At 66.5% G+C, this 22,929-nt stretch carries 19 protein-coding genes; 8 read left to right on the top strand and 11 right to left on the bottom strand.

All coding sequences use genetic code 11. The features are described from left to right. Position 1 precedes the first annotated feature (1 nt). From AC5RWT_RS00095 to glyA, 5 genes are read right to left on the bottom strand one after another with little or no spacing between them, the layout of a single operon-like run. A complete protein-coding gene (locus AC5RWT_RS00095) occupies positions 2–646 on the bottom strand; it encodes a sarcosine oxidase subunit gamma (protein ID WP_494078829.1) in 645 nt (214 codons plus the stop codon). Positions 647–653: 7 nt separating this feature from the next. Then, the gene (locus tag AC5RWT_RS00090; RefSeq protein ID WP_494078610.1) at positions 654–3,602 is read right to left on the bottom strand and encodes a sarcosine oxidase subunit alpha family protein; all 2,949 of its coding nucleotides are present in this window, start codon (positions 3,600–3,602) and stop codon (positions 654–656) included. Next, positions 3,599–3,925, bottom strand: a complete 327-nt coding sequence (locus AC5RWT_RS00085; RefSeq protein WP_494078609.1) for a sarcosine oxidase subunit delta — start codon at positions 3,923–3,925, stop codon at positions 3,599–3,601. Before AC5RWT_RS00085 ends, AC5RWT_RS00090 begins: the two co-directional genes overlap by 4 nt. Before the next feature lie 14 nt (positions 3,926–3,939). Then, the gene (locus AC5RWT_RS00080) at positions 3,940–5,157 is read right to left on the bottom strand and encodes a sarcosine oxidase subunit beta family protein (protein ID WP_494044290.1); all 1,218 of its coding nucleotides are present in this window, start codon (positions 5,155–5,157) and stop codon (positions 3,940–3,942) included. Next, the gene (gene glyA / locus AC5RWT_RS00075; protein WP_494078608.1) at positions 5,157–6,452 is read right to left on the bottom strand and encodes a serine hydroxymethyltransferase; all 1,296 of its coding nucleotides are present in this window, start codon (positions 6,450–6,452) and stop codon (positions 5,157–5,159) included. Before glyA ends, AC5RWT_RS00080 begins: the two co-directional genes overlap by 1 nt. Before the next feature lie 170 nt (positions 6,453–6,622). Here glyA and AC5RWT_RS00070 point away from each other — a divergent pair, with 170 nt between their 5' ends. After that, on the top strand, positions 6,623–7,291 hold the full coding sequence (locus tag AC5RWT_RS00070; RefSeq protein ID WP_494078607.1) for a GntR family transcriptional regulator: 669 nt from the start codon (positions 6,623–6,625) through the stop codon (positions 7,289–7,291). Positions 7,292–7,300: 9 nt separating this feature from the next. Here AC5RWT_RS00070 and AC5RWT_RS00065 read toward each other — a convergent pair whose 3' ends face one another. Further along, complete coding sequence (locus tag AC5RWT_RS00065; protein WP_494078606.1) at positions 7,301–8,806, bottom strand: PucR family transcriptional regulator; 1,506 nt, start codon at positions 8,804–8,806, stop codon at positions 7,301–7,303. Positions 8,807–8,965: 159 nt separating this feature from the next. Between AC5RWT_RS00065 and AC5RWT_RS00060 the strand changes: the two genes are divergently transcribed. The 5 genes from AC5RWT_RS00060 to AC5RWT_RS00040 all read left to right on the top strand — a co-directional run bounded on the left by AC5RWT_RS00060 (position 8,966) and on the right by AC5RWT_RS00040 (position 14,092). After that, positions 8,966–10,552 carry a purine-cytosine permease family protein gene (locus AC5RWT_RS00060; RefSeq protein ID WP_494078605.1) on the top strand — a complete coding sequence of 529 codons (1,587 nt, stop codon included), beginning with the start codon at positions 8,966–8,968 and terminating at the stop codon, positions 10,550–10,552. A 47-nt stretch (positions 10,553–10,599) separates the two neighbouring features. After that, positions 10,600–11,853: a M24 family metallopeptidase gene (locus AC5RWT_RS00055; protein ID WP_494078604.1), complete on the top strand. Its 1,254-nt coding sequence runs from the start codon at positions 10,600–10,602 to the stop codon at positions 11,851–11,853. A gap of 113 nt (positions 11,854–11,966) precedes the next feature. Continuing rightward, positions 11,967–12,794 (top strand): creatininase, encoded by an 828-nt coding sequence (locus AC5RWT_RS00050; RefSeq protein ID WP_494078603.1) that lies wholly within the window; start codon positions 11,967–11,969, stop codon positions 12,792–12,794. A 4-nt stretch (positions 12,795–12,798) separates the two neighbouring features. Then, complete coding sequence (locus AC5RWT_RS00045) at positions 12,799–13,221, top strand: cupin domain-containing protein (protein ID WP_494078602.1); 423 nt, start codon at positions 12,799–12,801, stop codon at positions 13,219–13,221. Between the two features lie 61 nt (positions 13,222–13,282). Next, positions 13,283–14,092: an IclR family transcriptional regulator gene (locus AC5RWT_RS00040; RefSeq protein ID WP_494078601.1), complete on the top strand. Its 810-nt coding sequence runs from the start codon at positions 13,283–13,285 to the stop codon at positions 14,090–14,092. 95 nt (positions 14,093–14,187) lie between these two features. Here the strand turns inward: AC5RWT_RS00040 and AC5RWT_RS00035 are convergent, their stop codons facing one another. Then, on the bottom strand, positions 14,188–15,327 hold the full coding sequence (locus tag AC5RWT_RS00035) for an aromatic ring-hydroxylating oxygenase subunit alpha (protein WP_494078600.1): 1,140 nt from the start codon (positions 15,325–15,327) through the stop codon (positions 14,188–14,190). A 52-nt stretch (positions 15,328–15,379) separates the two neighbouring features. Then, positions 15,380–16,585 carry an NAD(P)/FAD-dependent oxidoreductase gene (locus AC5RWT_RS00030; protein ID WP_494078599.1) on the bottom strand — a complete coding sequence of 402 codons (1,206 nt, stop codon included), beginning with the start codon at positions 16,583–16,585 and terminating at the stop codon, positions 15,380–15,382. Between the two features lie 258 nt (positions 16,586–16,843). On the opposite strand from AC5RWT_RS00030, the gene AC5RWT_RS00025 reads away from it, so the two are divergent. Next, on the top strand, positions 16,844–17,194 hold the full coding sequence (locus tag AC5RWT_RS00025) for a bifunctional 3-phenylpropionate/cinnamic acid dioxygenase ferredoxin subunit (RefSeq protein ID WP_494078598.1): 351 nt from the start codon (positions 16,844–16,846) through the stop codon (positions 17,192–17,194). 116 nt (positions 17,195–17,310) lie between these two features. Next, positions 17,311–19,794: a GcvT family protein gene (locus tag AC5RWT_RS00020; RefSeq protein ID WP_494078597.1), complete on the top strand. Its 2,484-nt coding sequence runs from the start codon at positions 17,311–17,313 to the stop codon at positions 19,792–19,794. An 87-nt stretch (positions 19,795–19,881) separates the two neighbouring features. On the opposite strand, the gene AC5RWT_RS00015 is transcribed toward AC5RWT_RS00020, so the two are convergent. From AC5RWT_RS00015 to sucC, 3 genes are all read right to left on the bottom strand, one after another. Beyond that, a complete protein-coding gene (locus AC5RWT_RS00015) occupies positions 19,882–20,937 on the bottom strand; it encodes a zinc-dependent alcohol dehydrogenase family protein (RefSeq protein ID WP_494078596.1) in 1,056 nt (351 codons plus the stop codon). A gap of 117 nt (positions 20,938–21,054) precedes the next feature. Then, positions 21,055–21,975, bottom strand: coding sequence for a succinate--CoA ligase subunit alpha (gene sucD, locus AC5RWT_RS00010; RefSeq protein ID WP_494078595.1), 921 nt, complete (start codon positions 21,973–21,975; stop codon positions 21,055–21,057). Between the two features lie 19 nt (positions 21,976–21,994). Beyond that, a partial coding sequence (gene sucC / locus AC5RWT_RS00005; RefSeq protein WP_494078594.1) for an ADP-forming succinate--CoA ligase subunit beta occupies positions 21,995–22,929 on the bottom strand: 935 nt, incomplete at its 5' end.

Genomic DNA, 22,929 nt, shown 5'->3' with positions numbered 1-22,929 from the left:
CTCAATCAACCTCGGGCGCAGCGAACTCCGTCATGGCGTCCAGCAGCCAGCGGGCGGTGAAGTCGGCGAACGACGCCCGCGGCATGATCCGGTACACCTGGCCGCCGTCAGGCTCGGCGGTCTGCCACAGCAGCACCGGCACCGTGGCCAACTGCGTGGTGACCGCCGTGCCGGGACCGAAGACCCGGGGATGCAGGTCCGCATGGCAGCCCTTTTCCAGCACCAGCCGGGCCGACGGTCCGGACAGCTCCAGCGTGGTGCGGTTGGCGGAGAGATCGACGACGGCGCCCGGCTCACCGCCGAGCGCGGCAGCCAGGTCCGCGCCGGCTGCCGAGCCATCCGGGGCGACCAACAGGTACTCGTCCGGCCCCAGCCAGAGCACCGCGGTGCCCTCCGGTTCGCCGGTGACCTGGCCAACCTTGGTGGGCAACGGCACTCCGGCTGCTGCCTCCAACGAGGCAGCGGCGGCCGAACCTGGCTCGGCGCGCAGGCCCACCATGGTCAGGAACGGGACTTCGCGCAGCGCCACGCCGCGCTCCCCCGCCACCTCGCCGCCGCGAATGGCTTCCGCCATGTGGGCCAGCGGGCTGCTCCGCAGGTGGACCGGCTGGCCGGACCGCGTCACGTTGTGTTCGGACTGTTCCATCAGCTGCTCAGCCATCTCGGCGGCTTCCTTCCGGGTCGAAGAGTACGGTGTCTGCCACGGTGACCTCCACCAGCTTGCCGTCCAGCGGGGCCAGCAGGGTTTCGCCGATGCGGTCGCGGCCGTTTTTGATCAGCGCCAGGCCGAAGGTGCGGCCCAGTGCCACGCTGCGGTAGCTGGAGGTCACGTGGCCCTCCATCGGCACCGGAGCCTCGGCCGGGGCGACCCGGGTGCCCTGCTTGACCAGCTGCGAGCCCTCGGGCAGCAGCACGTCATGGTCCACCGGGAGTACACCGACCAATTGTTTGCGGTCGGCGCGCACGTTGTCGGCCCGGCTGTAGGAGCGATTGCCCACAAAGTCCTTGGCCTTGGAGACAATCCACTCCATGCCGGCGTCCTGCGGGGTCACGGTGCCATCGGTGTCTTGGCCCACGATGATGAAGCCCTTTTCGGCGCGCAACACGTGCATGGTTTCGGTCCCGTAGGGGGTGATGCCGAACTCGGCGCCGGCCTCGGCCACCGACTCCCACACGACCCGTCCGTACCAGGCGTCCACGTTGATTTCGAAGGCCAGTTCGCCGGAGAAAGAGATGCGGCAGATCCGCGCCGGGATGCCGTTGGCCAGCGTGACGTCGCGGAAGTCCATGAACGCGAACGCCTCGTTGGAGACATCCAGGTCCGGCGCCAACTTGGCCACCACCGCCCGCGACTTCGGCCCGACAACGGCCACGGTCGCGAATTGCTCGGTGACCGAGGTGCAGACCACGTCCAGTTCCGGCCACTCGGTCTGCAGCCATTCTTCGAACCAGTCCAGCACTTTCGCCGCACCGCCGGTGGTGGTGGTCAGCAGGAACCGGTCCTCCGCCAGGCGCATCACGGTGCCGTCGTCGAAGATCATCCCGTCCGGCGTGCACATCACGCCGTAGCGGCATTTGCCCACCTTCAGCTTGGTGTAGCCGTTGGTGTAGATGCGGTTCAGGAATTCGGCCGCGTCCTTGCCGCGGACCTCGATCTTGCCCAGCGTGGTGGCGTCCATGAAGCCCACCGAGGAGCGCACCGCGGCACATTCGCGCAGCACGGCAGTCTCCATGTCCTCGCCAGCCTTCGGGAAGAACCAGGGCCGCTTCCACTGGCCCACGTCCTCGAACTCCGCCCCGCTGGCCAGATGCCACTCGTGCATCGGGGTCAGCCTGGCCGGATCGAACAGCTCGCCGCGCTTGCGGCCGGCGAGCGCCGCGAAGGCCACCGGGGTGTACGGCGCGCGGTACGTAGTGGTGCCGATCGAGCCGATGTCTCCGCTCTTGAGCGCATGCCCGATCACGCCGATCACGTTCACGCCGGAGGTCTTGCCCTGTTCGTCGCCGGTGGAGATGGAGGTGTATCGCTTGACGTGCTCCACGCTGCGCATGCCGGCTCCGGTGGCCCGCAGCACGTCGGCCACGGTCTGGTCCCGGTGCAGGTCCACGAAATGGCTGCGCCAATCCGCGTCGGCACCGTCCTGGACCGCGGCCGGCACCAGCCACAGCTGGCGGACTTCACCCGCTGCCGTCTTCCGGTCTTCCGCGGAAAGAACGACGGCGGCGCCCGGCTCTGCGTGATGCGTCGCCTCCGCCCCGTCTGCCGGGAAGCCGGCGGCCAGTGCTGCCGCACGGCCCGCGGCCGCACCTTCCTGGACGCAGTGCGCGGTGTCGTAGGTGCCGTTCAGCGCTCCGGCTACCTGCTGGCCTGCCACCGGAGCGACCGGGACAAACGCGGCAAGATCCTCGTCCCAACGGGACTTGCCCTGGCGCTGGCTGTGCAGGTGGATGGTCGGAGTCCAGCCGCCCGAGACGGCCAGTAGATCGCACTCGATCCGCCGGGTAGCGCCGGCGGGGCCACCGCCGTCGTCAATTGCACTCACCGTGACGGCCGAGAGCCGGCCGTCGGGGCCGGCCTCCGTGCCCACCACGGCGGAACCGGTGATGACCTCGACGCCGGCGTCGCGGGCCGCCGCCGCCTTGGCGGACAGCTCGGCGCGGGCGTCCACCACGGCGGCGACAGCGATGCCCGCGGCCCGCAGGTCCGCCACGGCGTCGTACACGCTGTCGTTGGTGGTGAAGAAGACCGATGCGCGGCCCGGGGCCACGGCGTAGCGGTTGAGGTAGCTGCGCACCGCGCCGGCCAGCATGATGCCTGGTCGGTCGTTGTTGGCGAAGGTGACCGGCCGCTCCAGGGCTCCCGGTGCGAGCACAATCTGCTGGGCCCGGATGTGCCAGAGCCGGCTGCGCGAGACACCTTCCGGAGCGTCGCTCAGGTGGTCGGTGCGGCGCTGGCTGGCCAGCAGGTAGTTGGAGTCGTAGCTGCCGAAGGCCACGGTGCGGCGCAGCAGCGTGCAGTCCTCGGCCGCGGCGAGTTCGGCCAGTACCTCCGCAGCCCACTCGGCTGCCGGCTTGCCCTCGATCAGCTGGCCGGGGGCGGACAGCAGCGAGCCGCCGAATTCGGTGTCCTGCTCAATCAGGATCACCCGGGCGCCGCCGCGGACTGCTTCGTGGGCGGCCGCCAGGCCGGCCGGGCCGGAACCGACGATCACCACGTCGGCGTGGACGTATTTCTTGTCGTAGCGGGCGGTGTCGTCGCGCGGATCCAGCGTGCCCAGCCCGGACAGGTAGCGGGCCTGCAGGCCGTCACGCAGTTCCACGGTGGTGGCGGTCAGCATGGACTCGTCCACCGGGTTGGCCGGCCCGGAGGCGGACACATGGATCAGCGCGTTGGCTTCTTCCACGCCGGCGCTCATGATGCCGCGCGGGCGGTCCAGGTACATGGAGTTCCCGCAGCGGATCACCCCGTTGGCCAGCAGCGCGCTGGCCACGGTGTCGCCCCGGTAGCCGGTGTAGGCAGTGCCGTCCACGGTGAAGCTCAGCTGGGTTCCGCGGTCGATGCGACCGCCGTCGGCCAGGCGGTGGGTCTGGGTGGTGCTCACTTCGCGGCTCCTTCCGGTGCGGTTGCGGTTGCCGGGGCGGCGAGCGCGGCCAGGTCAGGCTGCGGTTCGCCGGCCTTGTAGACGGCCTTGATTTCGTAGCTGACGGTGTCCCGGATGGCGTTGAACCAGCGCCGGCAGCCGCCGGCGTGGGACCACCGCTCGGCGAAGAGGCCCTTGCGGTTCTCCCGGTAGAACAGGTACTGGGCCCATTCCCGGTCGCTCAGCGCGTGCGGGTCGGCAGGGTAGGCCACATGGGCCTGGCCGCCGTAGTGGTATTCGGTTTCGTCGCGTGGCCCGCAGTAGGGGCATTCGATCAGGATCATCGAGGAAGTCCTTCCTAGTGGGCCACGGCAGCGGCGCCGTGCTCGTCGATCAGGTGGCCGGTTTCGAAGCGCTCCAGCGCGAACGGTGCGTTCAGCGGATGCGCTTCTCCGGTGGCGATGGTGTGGGCGAAGGTATAGCCGGCGCCCGGGGTGCCCTTGAAGCCGCCCGTGCCCCAGCCGCAGTTGACGAACATGCCGTCCACTGGTGTCGGGCCGATGATGGGCGAGGCATCCAGGGTGGTGTCCACGATGCCGCCCCAGGTGCGCAGCAGGTGTGCGCGGGCAAAGATCGGGAACAGTTCGACGGCGGCGGCCATCTGTTCCTCGATGACGTGGAAGGCGCCACGCTGGCCGTACCCGTTGTAGCTGTCGATGCCCGCGCCCATCACCAGTTCGCCCTTGTGCGCCTGCGAGACGTAGACGTGGACATGGTTGGACATCACCACGGTGGGGTGCACCGGCTCGAAAAGCTCGGAGACCAGGGCCTGCAGCGGATGCGACTGAATCGGCAGCCGGAAGCCGGCCAGTTCCGCCAGCACCGAACTGTGCCCGGCGGCCGCGAGCCCCACCTTGTCCGTCAGGATCCGGCCGCGGGTGGTTTCGACGCCGGTCACGCGGTCGCCGTCCTTGAGGAAGCCGGTGACCTCGCAGTTTTGGATGATGTCCACGCCCATCTCGTCGCACTTGCGGGCGAAGGCCCAGGCCACATGGTCGTGCTTGGCGATGCCGGCGCGCGGCTGGTAGGTGGCACCCATGACCGGATAGCGGATGTCATCGCCGATGTTGACGATCGGGCAGACCTCTTTGACCTGCTCGGGCGTCAGCCATTCGGCATCCACTCCGTTGAGCTTGTTGGCCTCCACCCGGCGGACGGATTCGCGGACGTCGCCCAGCGTGTGCGCCAGGTTCAGCACGCCGCGCTGGCTGAACAGGAAGTCGTATTCGAGCTCCTCCGGCAGTTGCTCCCAGAGCTTGAGCGAGTGCTCGTAGATGGCCGCCGACTCGTCCCACAGGTAGTTGGAGCGGATGATCGTGGTGTTGCGGGCCATGTTGCCGCCGGCAAGCCAGCCGCGTTCCAGGATGGCGATGTTGGTCATGCCGTGGTTCTTGGCCAGGAAGTAGGCGGTGGCCAGCCCATGGCCGCCGCCGCCAACAATGACGGCGTCGTAGGACGATTTCGGCTCCGGATTCCGCCACAGGAAATCGGGATGCTCGGGCAGCAGATCGGCCATTATGCGGCTCCGTTCGGCTCGGCGTTCAGGGTGGGGTACAGCGGGAACTTCTCCGCCAGCACGGTGACGCGGCTGCGAAGTTCGGCCAGCAGGTCCGCGGCAGGATCGCGGCTCAGTGCGGTGGCGATGATGTCGGCGACCTCGGTGAATTCGGTCGAGCCGAAGCCTCGGGTGGCCAGCGCCGGGGTACCGATGCGCAGGCCGGACGAGACCATCGGCGGGCGCGGATCGAAGGGCACGGCGTTGCGATTCACCGTGATGCCGATCGAGTGCAGCCGGTCCTCGGCCTGCTGGCCGTCCAGTTCCGAGTGGCGCAGGTCCACCAGGACCAGATGCACGTCGGTGCCGCCGCTGACCAGGCTGATGCCGGCTGCGGCAACGTCGTCTGTCAGCAGCCGCTTGGCCAGCAACTGCGAGCCTTCCAGCGTCCGGCGCTGCCGGTCGGCGAACTCGTCGGAGGCGGCGAATTTGAAGGCCACGGCCTTGGCCGCCACGACGTGCTCCAGCGGGCCGCCCTGCTGGCCGGGGAACACCGCCGAATTGATCTTCTTGGCCAGCTCCTGCTTCGAGAGGATGACTCCCCCGCGCGGGCCGCCCAGCGTCTTGTGCGTGGTGGTGGTGACCACGTCGGCGAAGGGCACCGGGTTCGGGTGCAGTCCGGCGGCGACGAGCCCGGCGAAGTGCGCCATGTCCACCATCAGGTAGGCGCCAACCTTGTCCGCAATGCGGCGGAACTCGGCGAAATCCAACTGCCGGGTGTAAGCGGACCAGCCGGCCACGATCAGCTTCGGTTCGTGCTCGACGGCGAGCCGCTCTACTTCCGCCATGTCGATCCGGTGGTCGGTCTCGGACACTCCGTAGGAGACCACGTTGTAGAGCTTGCCGGAGAAGTTGATCTTCATGCCGTGGGTCAGGTGGCCGCCGTGCGCCAGGTTGAGGCCCAGGATGGTGTCGCCGGGCGTCAGCAAGGCGAACATCGCCGCCGCGTTGGCCTGGGCACCGGAGTGCGGCTGGACGTTGGCGGCCTCTGCTCCGAAAAGTTCCTTCACCCGGTCGATGGCCAGCTGCTCAATCACGTCGACGTGCTCGCAGCCGCCGTAGTAGCGCCGGCCCGGATAGCCCTCGGCGTACTTGTTAGTCAGCACCGATCCTTGGGCTTCCATCACGGCCTGGGGCGCGAAGTTCTCCGACGCGATCATCTCCAGCGTGGACTGCTGGCGTTCCAGCTCGCGGCCAATGGCTGCGGCAACCTCGGGATCCGCGGCCGCCAAGGTGGCGGAAAGGGTGTTCACCATCCGATAACTCCTTTGAACAAACTGATCCATCACGACTAATGTGTGACTGATATATCAGAACTGGTTGCAATAGTATGATGGACATCACAACGAGTCAAGAGGTTGGTCCAGCAGCCATCCTCTACCGCCCCGCCCGACCATCCGTGGCCCCCAGCCCAGCAAGGAGCACCATGAGCGTCACCGCCGAATCCGATGCCGGCACCGAGTCCCTGTCGCTGGCGGAGCAGGCCTACCGAGCCCTGCGGGACAAGCTGATCATGCTGGACATCCGGCCCGGCGCCCCGATCAACGACGGCCAGCTGGCGGCCCAACTGGGCTTCGGCCGGACTCCCGTGCGCGAGGCCCTGAAGAAACTGGAGATCGACCACCTGGTCATCTCCTATCCGCGCCGCGGCACCTTCGCCACCATCGTGGACATCACCGAACTGGCCGCGGTATCGGAGCTGCGCCGCGTGCTGGAACCCCTCGCCGCCCGCAAGGCCGCGGAATCCGCCGGCGCCACCATGCGCACGGAACTCTCGGAGCTAGCCCGGGAGATCGAGAAGCTCGACGACGACCGGCCGGAAAAGCATGACCTGATGCGCTACGACCTCAGCGTGCACCGGGCCATCTACCGCGCCGCCGGCAACCCGCACCTCGAAGACACGCTGATCCGGCTGGACAACCTGGCCACCCGGATCTGGTGCCTGGTGCTGGACAAGGTGCCCTCCGTCGCCGGCCACATCACCGAGCACGTGGAACTGCTGGACTCAATCGTCGACGGCGATGCGGACCGCGCATCCGGCCTCGCCCTGGAACACATCACCAGCTTCGAAAAAACCATCCGCGCCGTGCTCTAGCCCGCCGCCCTAGACGCCGACGCCTACCGGCGAGGGGTTCTTCGCCAGATGGACTGCCAAATAGAGTCCGGGCAATTTCGCGCTGCCGCGCGGGTCGCCGCCGATCAGATCGAAAATTTTGCGCAGCCGCTTGTGCAAGGTTTGGCGCTCTATAAAGAGGACCCGCGCAGCTTCGGCAGAATTGCATCCGCTGATCAGCCAGGCATCGAGGGTATCGAGCAGCCTCGTTCCCCGCTTGCCGTCATAGTCCATCAGTTCGCCCAGCAGTTCTTGGGTGATGCGGCCGATCACCGGCCCGGAAAGCTCACGGGCCGCCAGCCGATCGAGGAGGAAATCTTCGCAATCGCGGAGGTTGGACTCCAGATCGTCGGGAGCCCCAACCGCTTGGGTGAGCCGGGCTTCGACCAGCGACGAGTGGGCGTGCAAGGGTGTGGCGACTGTTGGCCCGAGTGCCCCAGCCACGGCCAGGCCGCGAAGGTCGGCACGCAGCCCTTCCAGAATTTCCCGTCGCTCCTGGCGCGTCCCACTGACACTGAGTTGGACCATGGCCCAGAGGCTTTCGCCATCCAAATAGGTCAGGGCGTCGGGACACCTGGCCCTGAGGATTTTTTCTGCCACTCCCCGCACTCTGCTCTGTCCGATCCGGCGAAACACCATGACGAAGGCCGGCTGAGCCGTCGACACTCCGGCAGCTGTGCACAGTTCGTGGATCTGTGAGGCACCGGCCCCACTGACGACGGCCCGCATGAGAGCTGTATGGGCAATCTGCTGTGCCGTGGGCCGGTGCTGCTGTGACACGGCCAGAGCCAGGATGCTGCCAATCCGCTCCCCCACCGTCTTCAACAACTCCGGCGGGACATCCATCCGGCTTTGCAGCCGCAACCGGGCGGACACCAGGCTGCCGACAAAAATGTCGGATTCCACATTGACAGAGGTGGAATCGGGAGGGAAACCGCCGGCGAACTCCAGGACGCTCCCACTGGGATCCAACAGTGCCACTTCGATCCGCAGCGCGTGGGAAACGATGTCGACCAAAGGCTTTAGCGCGGGACCGGACGTAGCAAGGTGTTCCGCCAGGCGCTGTGAGATGGAATCCGCAGTCTGCAGGGCCGTGACGTGTTCGGAGACCACTTTCCGGTTGACCGCCTCCGCGATCTCCACGAACGGCACTACGCGCCGCAGCTCAATCAACGGCAGCCCGGCTTCCTCGGCCGCCTCGACGAGCTCGGCCGACAGGGAGCGGCCACCCGCAGTTTGAATCGCCAAGGCGGTCACGTGCCGCGCCGCAAGGCTCCGCACGTACTCCTGCTGGGCGGCCGGCCGCAGGTTCAACACTGCATCCCCGCCGCTGAGCAGCAACTCCTGACCCCGCAGAAGCGGCGCAATCTCAAGCACTTCGCTCGAATGGACCCACCTCACCTTGCCGGCCTCGATCAGATCCTTCCCGGCCCGCACTAAGGGGTTGGCGTGCTGCATCAGTTCGAGCTGCAGCACTTCCGACAACATCACGACCATAAAAGCCCCTTTTGCACGACGGGCCCAGTCGGATGACAGAGTGTCACCTTCGGAGGAGCCAAGTGGTTACGCTCCGAATATACACTGTGAGCTACATCACCCCCTACTCTGGATGCAGTCCTGCTCCGCCTCCCGTTCCATACCCTCAGGAGAACTGCTATGAGCCAGAGATCCGCCACGAAGTCCGAACAAAGCACCCAACACGTAGAAGACATCCTCCAGCCGGTTCCCGAATCGGCCCGGACCACCAAGCTCTCCGGCCAGTTCTGGATCTGGGCCGGCGCCAACGTCGCGCCGATCAACTGGATCCTCGGCGCGCTGGGCATCCATCTGGGCCTCGGCCTGGCCGACACGCTCACCGTGCTGATTGCCGGCAATGTCATCGGCATGCTCGGGTTCGGCTTCTTCGTCTTGCTGGGGCAGCGCACGGGCGCCACCGGCATGCTCTTAGCCAGGGGCGCTTTTGGCCGCCGCGGCGCATACTTGCCCGCGGCGATCCAAGCGGTGATCGCCATTGGCTGGTCTGCCGTCAACACGTGGGTGATCCTGGATCTCATCATGGCCCTGTTCGGAATGATCGGCTGGGTCGACCCCGCTCAAACGAACCTAGGTTGGCGGATCGCCACAGCAGCGGTCATCATGGGCATTCAGGTAGCCATCTGCTACCGCGGCTACCGGGCCATCTCCCGCTTCGAGCGCATCACGATGCCGCCAACGGTACTGGTTCTGATCGCCATGTCGATCGTGGCCTGGACTCAGCTCGATATCGACTGGTCCTACCAGGGCCCGGTGGGCGAGGTACTCACCGGAATGCCCCGGATCGCAGCCATGTCGTCCATTATGACCGCCATCGGCATCGGCTGGGGCATTGGCTGGTTCACCTACGCTCCTGATTACTCCCGCTTCGTCAGCAAGAAGATCCGGCCGTCCAAGCTCTACGTCGTCAGCGTTTTGGGTCAGTTCCTCCCGGTCGTCTGGCTTGGTGTCCTGGGTGCAAGCCTGGCCACGAAGAACGGCACCGCCGATCCCGGCCACCTCATCGTCGAAAGCTACGGAACCTTCGCGATTCCGGTCATCCTGCTGGTCATCCACGGCCCCATCGCCACGAACATCATCAACATGTACACCTTCAGTGTCGCCACCCAGGCGCTGGACATTCAGGTCTCCCGCAAGAAACTCTCCATCCTGGTGGGCTGTCTCGCCATGGCAGCGGTCATCGGTTTCATGTTCGCTACCGACTTTGCCCACCTGCTGCACAACTGGATCATCGCGATCGCAGCGTGGGTCGCCACCTGGGGCGGCATCATGGCCGTGCACTACTTCGTCTTCGAGCGCCGCCACAGGAACTTCAGCTACCTGTTCCGCTCAGTTGACGACACCCAGCTCAAGGCATTCAACCCGTCAGCCTTCATCGCCTTCTTCGCCGGCATCTTCATGACCTGGATGTGCATGTACGGCTCCGTCCCGGCCCTGCAGGGTCCCCTCGCCCGAGCAGTCGGCGGTGTCGATTTCTCCTGGCTGGGCGGAACCGTGACGGCAGCGGGTGTCTACTTCATCCTCGGATACCCCCGGTTCAAGTCACGCATCGCCGCCGGCATCCCGCTTGGCCTCAAGGAGAGCAGTTCCGACGAGGAGTTCCTGAAGAACCACGGCAGCTGCGAAACAGCCTTGACGGAAGCTGAAGAAGCTGTCGGCACCGACACTCCTCCCGCTCCCGAGAACCGGACGGCTGCACCCACCCCTTAATCCTTACCCCTTCGACTACATGTAAGAACTGCACTAAAGGAGAATCCATGACCATCGCCCCCAGCTCAGCCAACAGCGTTTCCGAACTCGAGCGCCTGAAAGTCCTGCACAACGGAGAAAAGCAGCAGCTGACCTTCTCCGATGCGGAGTTCGAACGCCGCCTGACCGGGCTGCGTGCCATCATGGCCGCCAAAGAGCTCGACGCGGTCATCCTGACCAGCTACCACGGCATCAAGTACTACTCCGACTTCCTGTACACCACGTTCGGCCGCAACTACGCCCTGGTGGTCACCGCCGACGACTCGGTCACGGTCACCGCGAACATCGACGCCGGCATGCCGTGGCGCACCAGCTACGGCGAGAACATCGTCTACACCGACTGGCGCCGGGACAACTTCTACTTCGGCCTGCAGGAAGCCCTGCGCCAGCGCGGCGTCAGCGCCCGCCGGCTCGGTGTCGAGGACGACGCACTGCCGCTGATGACCCGCCAGCGCATCCAGGCCGCCTTCGAGGGCGCCGAACTGCTCGACGTCTCCCAAGACGCCATGCGCCAGCGGATGATCAAGTCGGCCGAGGAAATCGAGGTCATCAAACACGGCGCACGGATCGGCGACCTTGGCGGCGAGGCCATCAAGGCCGCCATCCGCGAAGGCATCCGCGAGTACGAAGTGGCGCTGATCGGCACCGAAGCCATGGTGCACGAGATTGCCCGCACGTTCCCGCACCGCGAAGTCCGCGATACCTGGGTCTGGTTCCAGTCCGGCATCAACACCGACGGCGCGCACAACTGGGCCACCACGCGCAAACTGCAGCGCGGAGACATTCTGTCCCTGAACTGCTTCCCGATGACCTCCGGCTACTACACCGCACTGGAACGGACCCTGTTCCTGGGCGAGCCGGACGAGCGTTCCCTCGAACTGTGGAACGTCAACGTGGAGGTCCACCGCCGCGGCCTGGAACTGATCAAGCCCGGCGCCGTCTGCAAGGACATCGCAGCGGAGCTGAACGAGATCTACATCGGCCACGGGCTGCTGCCGAACCGCACCTTCGGCTACGGCCACTCCTTCGGCGTCCTCTCGCACTACTACGGACGCGAAGCCGGCCTGGAACTGCGCGAGGACATCGACACCGTCCTGGAACCGGGCATGGTCGTTTCCATGGAACCGATGATCACCGTAGCCGACGGCGAACCCGGTGCCGGCGGCTACCGCGAACACGACATCCTCGTGATCAGCGAAGACGGCGTCGAAAACATCACCAAATTCGGTTTCGGCCCGGAAAACAACATCATCCAGGCCTGACCCTCACCCTGCTGTGGCGGGACCGCTCGGTCCCGCCACAGCAGCACCTTATTTACGGCATTAACAGGCCCTGCCCTCGCGGCCGGACCGGCAACCACGATCTTGGAGACAGCATGCGCACCAGCGTGTACATGGAAGAACTCGACGCCTTTACCTATCGCGAACGCATCACCCAGGACAACGCCGTGGTGCTGATACCCGTTGGATCCATCGAACAGCACGGCCCGCACATGCCGCTCAATGTCGACGTGCTCCTCTCCAAGGCCCTGGCCGGAGCAACAGCCGAGGCCATCGACGGGTTGGTGGCCGCACCGGTGGTCTACGGCTACAAGTCCCAGCAGCGTTCGGGGGGCGGCAACCACCTCCCCGGCACCACCAGCCTGGACGCCTCCACCATGATTGCCATCGCCAAGACCCTGACGCTGGAATTTGCCCGGCACGGAGCGCGGAACATCGCCTTCATCAACGGCCACTTCGAGAATTACCAGTTCCTCTACGAAGGCGTCGACTTGGCGCTCCGCGAGCTGCACCAGAGCGGCATCGACGATGCCAAGGTGGTCCTGCTCTCCTACTGGGACTTTGTTGACGACGCCACCATCGCCGAGTTGTATCCGAACGGCTTCACCGGCTGGGACCTGGAACACGGCGGCGTGCTGGAGACATCGCTGATGCTGCATCTGTATCCGGAGCGGGTCCGGATGGACAAGGTGGTGGATGCCCCGCCGGCCGTCCTGCCCAACTACGACGTCCTGCCGGTCAGGCCCGAACTGACTCCGGCCTCCGGCTGCCTCTCCTCCGCCGCCGAGGCTACGGCTGCCAAGGGCATCATCCTGCTGGAGCGGGCCTCCGCCGGGATGGCCGCGGCCCTGTCCCACGAGTTTCCCGTCGTGGCGCCGCAGCCGTCCCGTCAAATCGATCCCGAAGCCGTCGGCGTACGCTGAAGCCATGCTGGAACGACGCGGCGATTATGCCTTTGACTACAACCTCCACGGCGGCACGGCACCGGTGAAGATGCAGTGGCTGTTCCAGGAACAGTCCCGCCTGCCGGTGGCCGTGCAGACCTGGGAGCTGCCGCCGGGCGGGACTGAAGGCATGCATTCCCATCCGGACAGCAGCCGCGCGCTCGAGGAACTCTATGTGGTGATGGAGGGGACTGCGCGGATGACGGTGGACGGCCAGGTTCACGATGTGGCCGTTGGAGATGCGGTGCTGGCGCCGGTGGGCTCGGAGCACGATCTGGCCAATACCGGCTCCGGCCCGCTGCGCGTGCTGGTCGTCTGGGGCGAGCCCGGCACGGCCGACTACACGGCGTTCGGTTCGCACCGCTCGGCGAAGGCGGCCCGCGCCGGCGACGCCACCACCGGCTAGGCGACGCTCCCTGCCATGCCCCAACAGCGTCGATCCGGAGGGAATTTGAGACTATGGTCCCATGGCTGAACCTGAAGAGCTCGACGACGAGGCATCACCGGACAACCTGAACCGGGGAGTGCAGTCCGTGGACCGCGCCATCACCGTGCTGGAGATCCTGGCCCGGCGCGGGGAATCCGGGGTCAGTGACATCGCCGAGGAAATGGGCGTGCACAAGTCCACCGCCTCACGGCTGCTGGCCTCGCTGGATCACCGGGGCATGGTCCAGCAGAACACCGAGCGCGGAAAGTACCAGCTGGGGTTCGGCATTCTGCGACTGGCCAATTCCATCCCCGGGAATCTGAGCCTGGTCCGTGAGGCCCGGCCGGTGCTGGAGCAACTGGCTGAACAGTACAAGGAAACTGTGAACCTGGCCGTGCTGCGTTCAAACTTTGCCGTCAACGTGGACCAGGCCCGGGGCACCTCCACTCTGGCGATGTCCGACTGGATCGGCAGCCTGACCCCCCTGCATGCCACCTCCAGCGGCAAGGTGCTGCTGGCCGGGCTCAGCTCGGAAGACCGGTTGAAGATCGTCAAGCAGACGCGGTTGCCGGCGCTGACGGCCAAAACGACCACGTCCCGGCAGAAGCTGGAAAAAGAGCTGCTGCAGGTCTCCGCCAACGGTTACGCCATTGTCCAGGAAGAATTCGAGATCGGCCTCAACTCCATTGCCGTCCCCGTCTGGGACCACTTGGGATCCGTGATCGGTTCGGTCAGCATTTCCGGTCCCGCGTTCCGGTTCAAGCCCCAGGAGATGCCCGGCCTGATCGAGGACATCAAGCAGGCAGGGCAGGACATCAGCGCCCGGATGGGCTACTCCCGGGAGAGCTGAACCGTGCCGGTGTGGCGACGTCTACCCGGTTGAAGTGGCCCCGTCTACCCGATCGAAGGCGGTCGCCGGCCGGCCGCCAATATAGGCCGCGGCCGTCAATTGACGACGGCGGCCGGCTCGGCCAGACGGGCCGTGACCCACTCGTGGAACGCGCTGATGTGGTGTTCGCTGGGAACCAGAACCCCGCCCTTGGCGTAAATCTTGGAACTCATCGCCGGCTGGCAGCGTTCGCAGGCGTCGAAGTCCTGCTGGTTGACCCGGTGGAACAGTTCCACCGATGCGGTGAGGTCCCTGCCTGCTTCCACCACGCTGGGCATGTACAGCCAGTCGCATTCCACCACGGTCCGGTCGGCGGCCAGCGGGAACATCCGGTGGATGATCACATGGTCGGGCACCAGGTTGACGAAGACCGTTGGTTTGATGGTGATGGCGTAGTAGCGCCGGTCTTGGTCCTCGCTGATGCCCGGAATGCGTTCAAGCCCTTCGGAGCCGTCCACGGTGAAGCCCTGGATGTCCTCACCGAATTCGGCGCCGTGGCCCACGAAGTACTGCGCAGCCAGTCCGTCGGCGAATTCGGGCAGGACTTCCGTCAGCTCCGGGTGGATGGTGGCGCAGTGGTAGCACTCCATGAAGTTTTCGATGATGAGCTTCCAGTTGGCCTTCACGTCGTAGCTGATCCGCCGGCCCAGGCTGAGGTTCGCGATGTCGTAGCCGGCGATCGCACCGGCGTCACCCAGCCGCTCTTCGATCGCTCCGACCACATCGTCGTCGAAGGACGGCGGTTCCTCCGCCAGGCACAGCCAGACGTAGCCCATGTATTCACGGACCGGCACGTCCACCAGCCCATACTTCTGCCGATCGATGTCCGGCATCTTGGTCAGGTTGGGCGCCGCGATGAGCTTGCCATCGAAGTCGTACGTCCAGGCGTGGTAGGGACATTGGAACGACCGTCCTGCTTCCCCGCTCTCTTCCATGCAGAGTTTGACGCCCCGGTGCCGGCAGATGTTGTAGTACGCCCGGACCGCGCCCTTGCGGTTACGGGTCACGATGACCGATTCGCGTCCTATCTGCACGGTCCGGTAGGCGCCGGCTTTGTCCAGATCGGCGGACTTGACCGCACAGAACCACATCTGTTCGAAAATGCGTTCCTGCTCGGCACGGAAGACGTCATCGTCAACGTAGGTATGGCCGGGCAAGGTGGCGATCAGGCTGTCCGAGACGATCTCAGCGGTCATGCGGTACTCCTTGTGTACAGAACGGTCAGCGATGCTGGTTAGGGGAAGCCGGTCAGGAGGCTGCGGCCAACGCGCCCGCCGGCGCATCCACGTAGCGTTCGGCTTCCCGGTTCAAGAACTTGCGCCACTTGGTGAACTGGCGGACCTGGTTGACACCTAGCACGGCGACCGCCTCGTCACCGGCGTAGTAAACGGCCAGGAAGCTGTGGTCTTCGAGGCATCCGTGCTCAACCTGGACACGGTCGTGGCCGTGCACATGACCGGCGAACTGGATGCGCGAGCCGTACTGGTCGGACCAGAAATACGGCGGGTTGACCGCCCGCGGCGGCGCTCCGCCCTGCAACAAGGCGGCAATAGCCATGGCCGGACGCTCCAGGGCACCGGTCCAATGCTCAACCCGGTGGTGCGCCTGCAGCCGAGGGTTCCACCAGGCCGCGCAGTCGCCGACGGCCACTATCGACGGGATGTTGGTGCGCCCCATGGCGTCGCAGAGCACGCCGTTGCCCAGTTGGATGCCGGAACCGATCAGCCAGTCGGTATTCGGTTGTCCACCGACGCCCACCAGCACAAGGTCTGCCGGAAGCTCCCGGCCGTCATCGAGCACTACATGGCTGACGCTGCCGCCCTGCATCCGGAACGACGCGATGGACGTGCCGCACAGCATCTGCACTCCCCCGGCGGCATGCAGACCGGCCACGGCAGCGCCCATTTCGGCTCCCAATGCAGCGGAGAGCGGGGCCGCGGAACGCTCGATGACCGTGACGTCGAGGCCCGCGGCACGGGCCGTCGACGCGGTTTCGGCACCGATGAAGCCGGCGCCGATCACCACCATTTTCCGGCCGGGCTGCAACTGACCGCGCAGCGCGCGGGCATCGTCGAGCGTGCGGAGAGTGAAGACGTTGGTGCAGCCATCGACTTCAGGCAGTACCCGGGCCGAGGCGCCGGTGGCCAGGACCAATCCGTCCGCGGCCAGACTCCGCCCGTTGCTGAGCTCTACGGTCATCGACTCAGGGTCGAGACGTTCGGCCTTCGCGCCGAGGATCCACTCCGCTCCCAGATCGTCGTCGACCTCAGACAGCGCCAGGTCCGCCTCAGAGATCCGCCCGGCCAGGAAGTCCTTGGACAGCGGCGGACGGTCATAGGGCGGATGGAGTTCGTCTCCCACGATGACCAGTCGACCTGCAAATCCCTGCGCGCGTGCCGCGCGGGCAGCGGAGAGACCGGACAGGGAAGCCCCGATGACGACGAGGGTCTGCATAAGGAGGCCTTTCGCAACAGCAGCCGGTGGGTTCTTCAAGAAGCGCTCTACGCAACAAGAAGCGCTATGTGAAACAGAATGAAGATTCACGGCCCTGCTGTCAAGAGGTTTTGCGATGCCTCTTTTTTGCGCCTGGAAAAATACCGGCTGCCCCTTGACAACAGAATGTGACGGGGCACACTGTTGCCTATTGTGAGCATCGTTGTTCATAACGGAACTTTCCGCGTTACGCGGAGGCTAGAAAGAAGGCGCCCCCCCATGCACGAAGCCTGCCCTTTGAGCCAGTTGGCACCCGGCGACGCCATCCGGCTGGACACGTCGCCTCCCATCGCGGTCTTCCACACCGAAGAAGGCGAACTCTTTGCCATTGACGACACCTGCACTCATCAGGACGCCTCGCTCGCCGACGGCTGGGTGGAGGGCTGTGAGGTCGAGTGCCCGCTGCACGCGTCGAAGTTCAATCTGCGCACGGGCGGGGTGGACGCGCCACCGGCCAAACTCCCGGTCCGGGTCCACGAAGTGACCGTCGAGGACGGCACCATCATGGTCCGGGAATCGGAAGAGGCACCGAACCTCCCGCCCGGCCTGAAGGTCGACGGGTACGTATAGCAGGGGCGTCCGACAGCCAGCAATGAATCAGCCCGCCGCCGCCTGGACATTCCACCGTGGCACTCCGTCCCCTCCAACCCCTTGTCCCGTCCGGCTATCTGAAGGAGCATTGCCGCATGAGCAGCACCCCGCGCGTCGTCATTATTGGAGCCGGGATCGTCGGTGCCAACCTGGCGGACGAACTGGCCGCCCGCGGCTGGAGAAACGTCACCGTCCTGGAGCAGGGCCCGCTGCATCTGGCCGGCGGCTCGAGCTCACACGCCCCGGGGCTGGTGTTCCAAACGAACCCGTCCAAGGCCATGACCGAATTCGCCGGCTACACGGTGGGCAAAATGCTCTCGCTGACGGCGGACGGCATCTCCTGCTTCAACCAAGTGGGCGGACTGGAGGTGGCCACCACGCCCGCCCGGTTCGAAGACCTCAAGCGCAAGGCCGGTTTCGCCGCGTCCTGGGGAGTGGAGGCCCGGCTGATTGATCCGGATGAGTGCGAGAAACACCATCCGCTGCTGCCGGCCGGCAACGTGCTCGGCGGCCTGCACATCCCATCCGACGGCCTGGCGCTGGCTGCCCGCGCCGTCCGGCTGCTGATTGCCCGCGCCTCCGCCGCGGGGATCGAGTTCCGCGGTTCCACCACCGTGACAGGCATCGAGCACGACGGCGGACGGGTCACCGCGGTGGCGACCGACACCGGGAGGGTGCCGGCCGACGTCGTTGTTTGTTGCGCAGGATTTTGGGGCGCGAAGGTGGGCGCGATGGTCGGCATGACCGTGCCGCTGCTCCCGCTGGCGCACCAATACGTCAAGACCTCCGCCTTGCCGGAACTGGCCGGCCGGAATGAGCTGCCCAATGGTGCCCGGCTGCCCATCCTGCGGCACCAGGACGCGGACCTGTACTTCCGCGAGCACGGCGACCGGCTGGGGATCGGGTCCTACGCCCACCGCCCCATGCCGGTGGACCTGGCCGGACTGCCCGCCGTCCCGGCCGCCGACATGTCCGACGACCGGATGCCGTCGCGGCTGGACTTCACGCCGACGGACTTCGACCCGTCGTGGCGGGAAAGCCAGCGGCTGCTGCCCGCGCTCCACGGCGCCAGCATCACCGACGGCTTCAACGGCATCTTTTCCTTCACCCCCGACGGCGGTCCGCTGATCGGCGAGTCACCGGAGGTCGCCGGGTTCTACGTGGCGGAAGCCGTGTGGGTGACCCATTCCGCCGGTGTGGCCAAGGCGGTGGCGGAGCTGTTGGTGGACGGCAGGTCGCAGACGGACCTGCACGACGGCGATGTCCGCCGGTTCGAAGACGTGCAACTGGCGTCGGACTACATCAGCCAGACGTCACAGCAGAACTTCGTGGAGATCTACGACGTGCTGCACCCGCTGCAACCGCGTGAGTCGCCGCGGAACCTGCGCACCAGCCCGTTTTTCGGCCGCCAGCAGGAACTCGGGGCGGTGTTCCTGGAGTCCGGCGGCTGGGAGCGCCCGCATTGGTACGAAGCCAACGCGCCTTTGCTGGCCGACCTGCCGCAGGACTGGCGGGAACCTGACCGCGAGGCCTGGGCCGCCCGCTACCACTCCCCCATCGCCGCCGTCGAAGCATGGAAGACGCGCACCGCCGTCGCCATGTATGACATGACCCCGCTCAAGCGGGTTGAGGTCTCCGGCCCGGGCGCACTGCCGTTGCTGCAGAGGCTAAGCACCGGGCAGCTGGACAAGCGGCCCGGCGCGGTGACTTACTGCCTGCTGCTGGACGCCGCGGGCGGCGTCCGCAGCGACATCACCGTGGCGCGGCTGGCGCCGGAACGGTTCCAGGCCGGCATCAACAACAACGCGGACTACGAGTACCTGCGTGGCGAGGCGGCCGCGCAGTCGGCGGCCGATCCGGCGCGGTGGGCACAGGTCAAGGACATCACACCGGGAACCTGCTGCATTGGACTGTGGGGGCCGCTGGCGCGCGAGGTCATGGCCAAGGTCAGCAGCGACGACTTCAGCAACGCCTCGCTGAAGTACTTCCGGACGGCACAGGTGCGCATCGCCGGGCTCACGGTCACGGCCATGCGGCTGTCCTATGTGGGCGAACTGGGCTGGGAGCTGTACACCTCCGCGGACCAGGGCTTGAGGCTCTGGGACGCCCTGTTCGAGGCCGGGCAGGAGCAGGGCCTCGTCGCCGCCGGCCGGGCGGCCTTCAACAGCCTGCGGCTGGAGAAGGGGTACCGGCTCTGGGGCACCGATATGACCACCGAGCACACGCCGGAGGAAGCCGGCGTCGGCTTTGCGGTCAAGGCGGACAAGGGCGACTTTGTTGGCGCCTCCGCGCTGGCGGCCGCCGGGGCGCCGACCCGCCGGCTGCGCTGCCTGACCATCGACGACGGCCGGTCGGTGGTGATGGGCAAAGAACCGGTCTATGTGGACAACGTCCTGTCCGGGTACGTCACCAGCGCCGCGTTCGGCTACACGGTGGGGCGGCCGGTGGCCTATGCCTGGCTGCCCGCGGACACGTCCGAAGGCGACGCGGTGGAAATCGAGTACTTCGGCCGCCGGGTTGCCGCCACGGTCGCCGCCGAACCGCTGGTCGATCCCGGCATGGAACGGTTGCGCAGCTGACCCTGGGTTGCGCAGACGGCGGACGGCGTGATGATCCAGGCTTCGTCCGCGGTCAGGGCCGCGTGCTGGTCCGGGCAGCAGCCGTGGTCAGGGCCGCAGCAGCACCTTAATGGCGCGACGTTCGTCCATGGCGCTGTAGGCTTTCGCAGCGTCCTCCAGCGGCATCACGGCGTCGAAGACCCTGCCGGGATCGATCGTGCCGGCCAGTACGCTCTCGAGCAGCTCGGGCAAATACTCGCGGGTGGGGGCGGCGCCGCCGGCCACGGCAATGTTCTTCTGGAACAGGGTCCAGACCGGCAACTCGGCGCCGCCGACCGGTACGCCCACGAACCCGACCGCACCGCCCGGCCTGGTGCAGCGAAGCGCCTGGTCCATCGACTCCGCCGTGCCCACGCATTCGAGCACGGAATCGGCCAGGACGCCGCCGAGCAGTGCCTTGACTTGGTCCGCTGCGGCCTTGCCTCGTTCGGCGACGATGTCCGTGGCGCCGAACTCACGGGCCAGCGCCGCACGGTCCTCGTGGCGTGACATGGCGATGATGCGCTCCGCGCCCAGCCGCTTGGCGGCCAGTACTCCGCAGAGTCCCACGGCGCCGTCGCCCACCACCACGACGGTGCGCCCCGGGCCGGCCTTGGCGCTGAGGGCAGCATGGTGGCCAGTGCCCATCACGTCGGAGAGCGTGAGCAGGCTCTTGGCCAGGGCGTCATCCGGCTGGGTTACTCCGGGAACGGCCACGAGCGTGCCGTCGGCGAGCGGCACCCGGACCGCCTCGCTTTGGCCGCCGTCGACCGGCAGGCCGTGCTCATCGCTGCCTCCCCAGCTGGCCCGGTGCTCGCACGACGTCTGCACGCCGTTACGGCAGGGCGGGCACTGGCCGCAGCTGATCGCCCACGGCGCGATCACCAAGTCGCCGACGGACAAGGTCCTGACTTGATCGCCGATGGCCTCCACCATGCCGATGAACTCATGGCCGATCGGATGCGGCTCCCCTGGCTCCCGCGCGCCGCGGTACGGCCACAAGTCGGAGCCGCAGACGCAGGAGGCCGTCACCCGCACCACGGCGTCGGTCGGGGCGAGGATTTCCGGGTCGGGGCGGTCTTCAACCCGGATGTCGCCCGGTCCGTGGATGATGGCAGCGCGCATGTGGCCTCCTGAGCAGTGGTGTTGTGTCCAGCCTAAACGGGTTTCCGCGGCCGTCAGAAACAGTGAAGCCCGCCACCGTGTGCAGGTGGCGGGCTTCATCAGCGGGTGGCGGTGTGCCTAGAGGTTGGAGGCTGGCTCGTGCTCCGGGTACACCTCACGCAGCAGGTGCGCGGTCTCGGACGGGGTCTTGCCGACCTTGACGCCCGCGGCCTCGAGGGCTTCCTTCTTGGCCTGTGCGGTGCCGCTGGAGCCGGACACGATGGCGCCGGCGTGGCCCATGGTCTTACCCTCCGGTGCGGTGAAGCCGGCCACGTAGCCGACAACCGGCTTGGTGACGTGGTTCTTGATGTACTCGGCGGCACGTTCCTCGGCGTCGCCGCCGATTTCGCCGATCATCACGATCGCCTTGGTCTCCGGGTCCGCCTCGAACGCAGCCAGGGCGTCGATGTGGGTGGTGCCGATGACCGGGTCGCCGCCGATACCGATGGCGGTGGAGAAGCCAAGGTCGCGCAGTTCGTACATCATCTGGTAGGTCAGCGTGCCGGACTTGGAAACCAGGCCCACGCCGCCCTTGCCGGTGATGTTCGCCGGGGTGATGCCCACCAGGGACTCACCTGGGGTGATGATGCCGGGGCAGTTCGGCCCGATGATGCGGGTGATCTGGTTGCCGTTGGCATCCTTCTTCGACTGTGCCAGGGCCCAGAACTCGGCGGAGTCCTGCACGGGCACACCCTCGGTGATCACCACGACCAGGCCGATTTCAGACTCGATCGCCTCGACCACGGCGTCCTTGGTGAAGGCCGGCGGCACGAAGACGATGGAGACGTCGGCGCCGGTCTCGGCCATGGCTTCCTTGACCGTGCCGAACACCGGCAGGGTCTTCTCACCATGGGTGACGGTGGTGCCGGCCTTGCGGGAGTTCACGCCGCCAACAATGTTGGTGCCGGCGTGAAGCATGCGCGCGGTGTGCTTGGAGCCTTCGCCGCCGGTGATGCCCTGGACGATGACCTTCGAGTCCTTGTTGATGAAGATAGACATATTCTTAGTTCCTCGGTCCTTAGGCGTTGGCCAGTTCGGCGGCCTTGTCGGCGCCCTGGTCCATGGTCAGGGCCAGGGTGACCAGCGGGTGGTTGGCGTTGAGCAGGATCTGCCGGCCTTCGTCGACGTTGTTGCCGTCGAGGCGGACGACCAGCGGCTTGGTGGCCTTCTCGCCCAGGATTTCCAGCGCCTTGACAATGCCGTTTGCCACGGCGTCGCAGGCGGTGATGCCGCCGAAGACGTTCACGAACACGCTCTTGACTTGGCTGTCATTGAGGATGACGTCCAGGCCTGCAGCCATGACCTCGGCCGAGGCGCCGCCGCCGATGTCCAGGAAGTTGGCGGGCTTGACGTTGCCGTGGTTTTCGCCGGCGTAGGCGACGACGTCCAGGGTGGACATGACCAGGCCCGCGCCGTTGCCGATGATGCCAACCTGGCCGTCGAGCTTGACGTAGTTCAGGTCCAGCTCCTTGGCCTTGGCCTCGAGCGGATCCGCGGCGTCCTTGTCCTCGAGTTCCTCGTGGCCGGGCTGGCGGAAGGAGGCGTTCTCGTCCAGCGAGACCTTGCCGTCCAGGGCAACAATGTCGCCGGCGCCGGTCTTGACCAGCGGGTTGACCTCAACCAGCGTGGTGTCTTCCTTCTTGAACACGTCCCAGAGCTTGATGATGACCTCGGCGACCTTCGGGCGCAGTTCCTCGGCGAAACCGGCTTCGGCGACGATCTCGTCGGCCTTGGCCTGGTCGATGCCGACGGCCGGGTCAACGGCAACCTTGGCGAGGGCGTCGGGCCGCTCGACAGCCAGCTGCTCGATCTCCATGCCGCCCTCCACCGAGCACATGGCCAGGTAGTTGCGGTTGGCCCGGTCCAGCAGCACGGAGAAGTAGTACTCCTCGGCGATGTCGGCGCCCTGCGCGATCATGACCTTGTTGACGGTGTGGCCCTTGATATCCATAC

It is taken from the genome of Arthrobacter sp. Dra40 (genome assembly GCF_059091905.1).
Note: the sequence above shows the minus strand (reverse complement) of the source record. Positions and strands in the feature narration are given on the sequence as shown.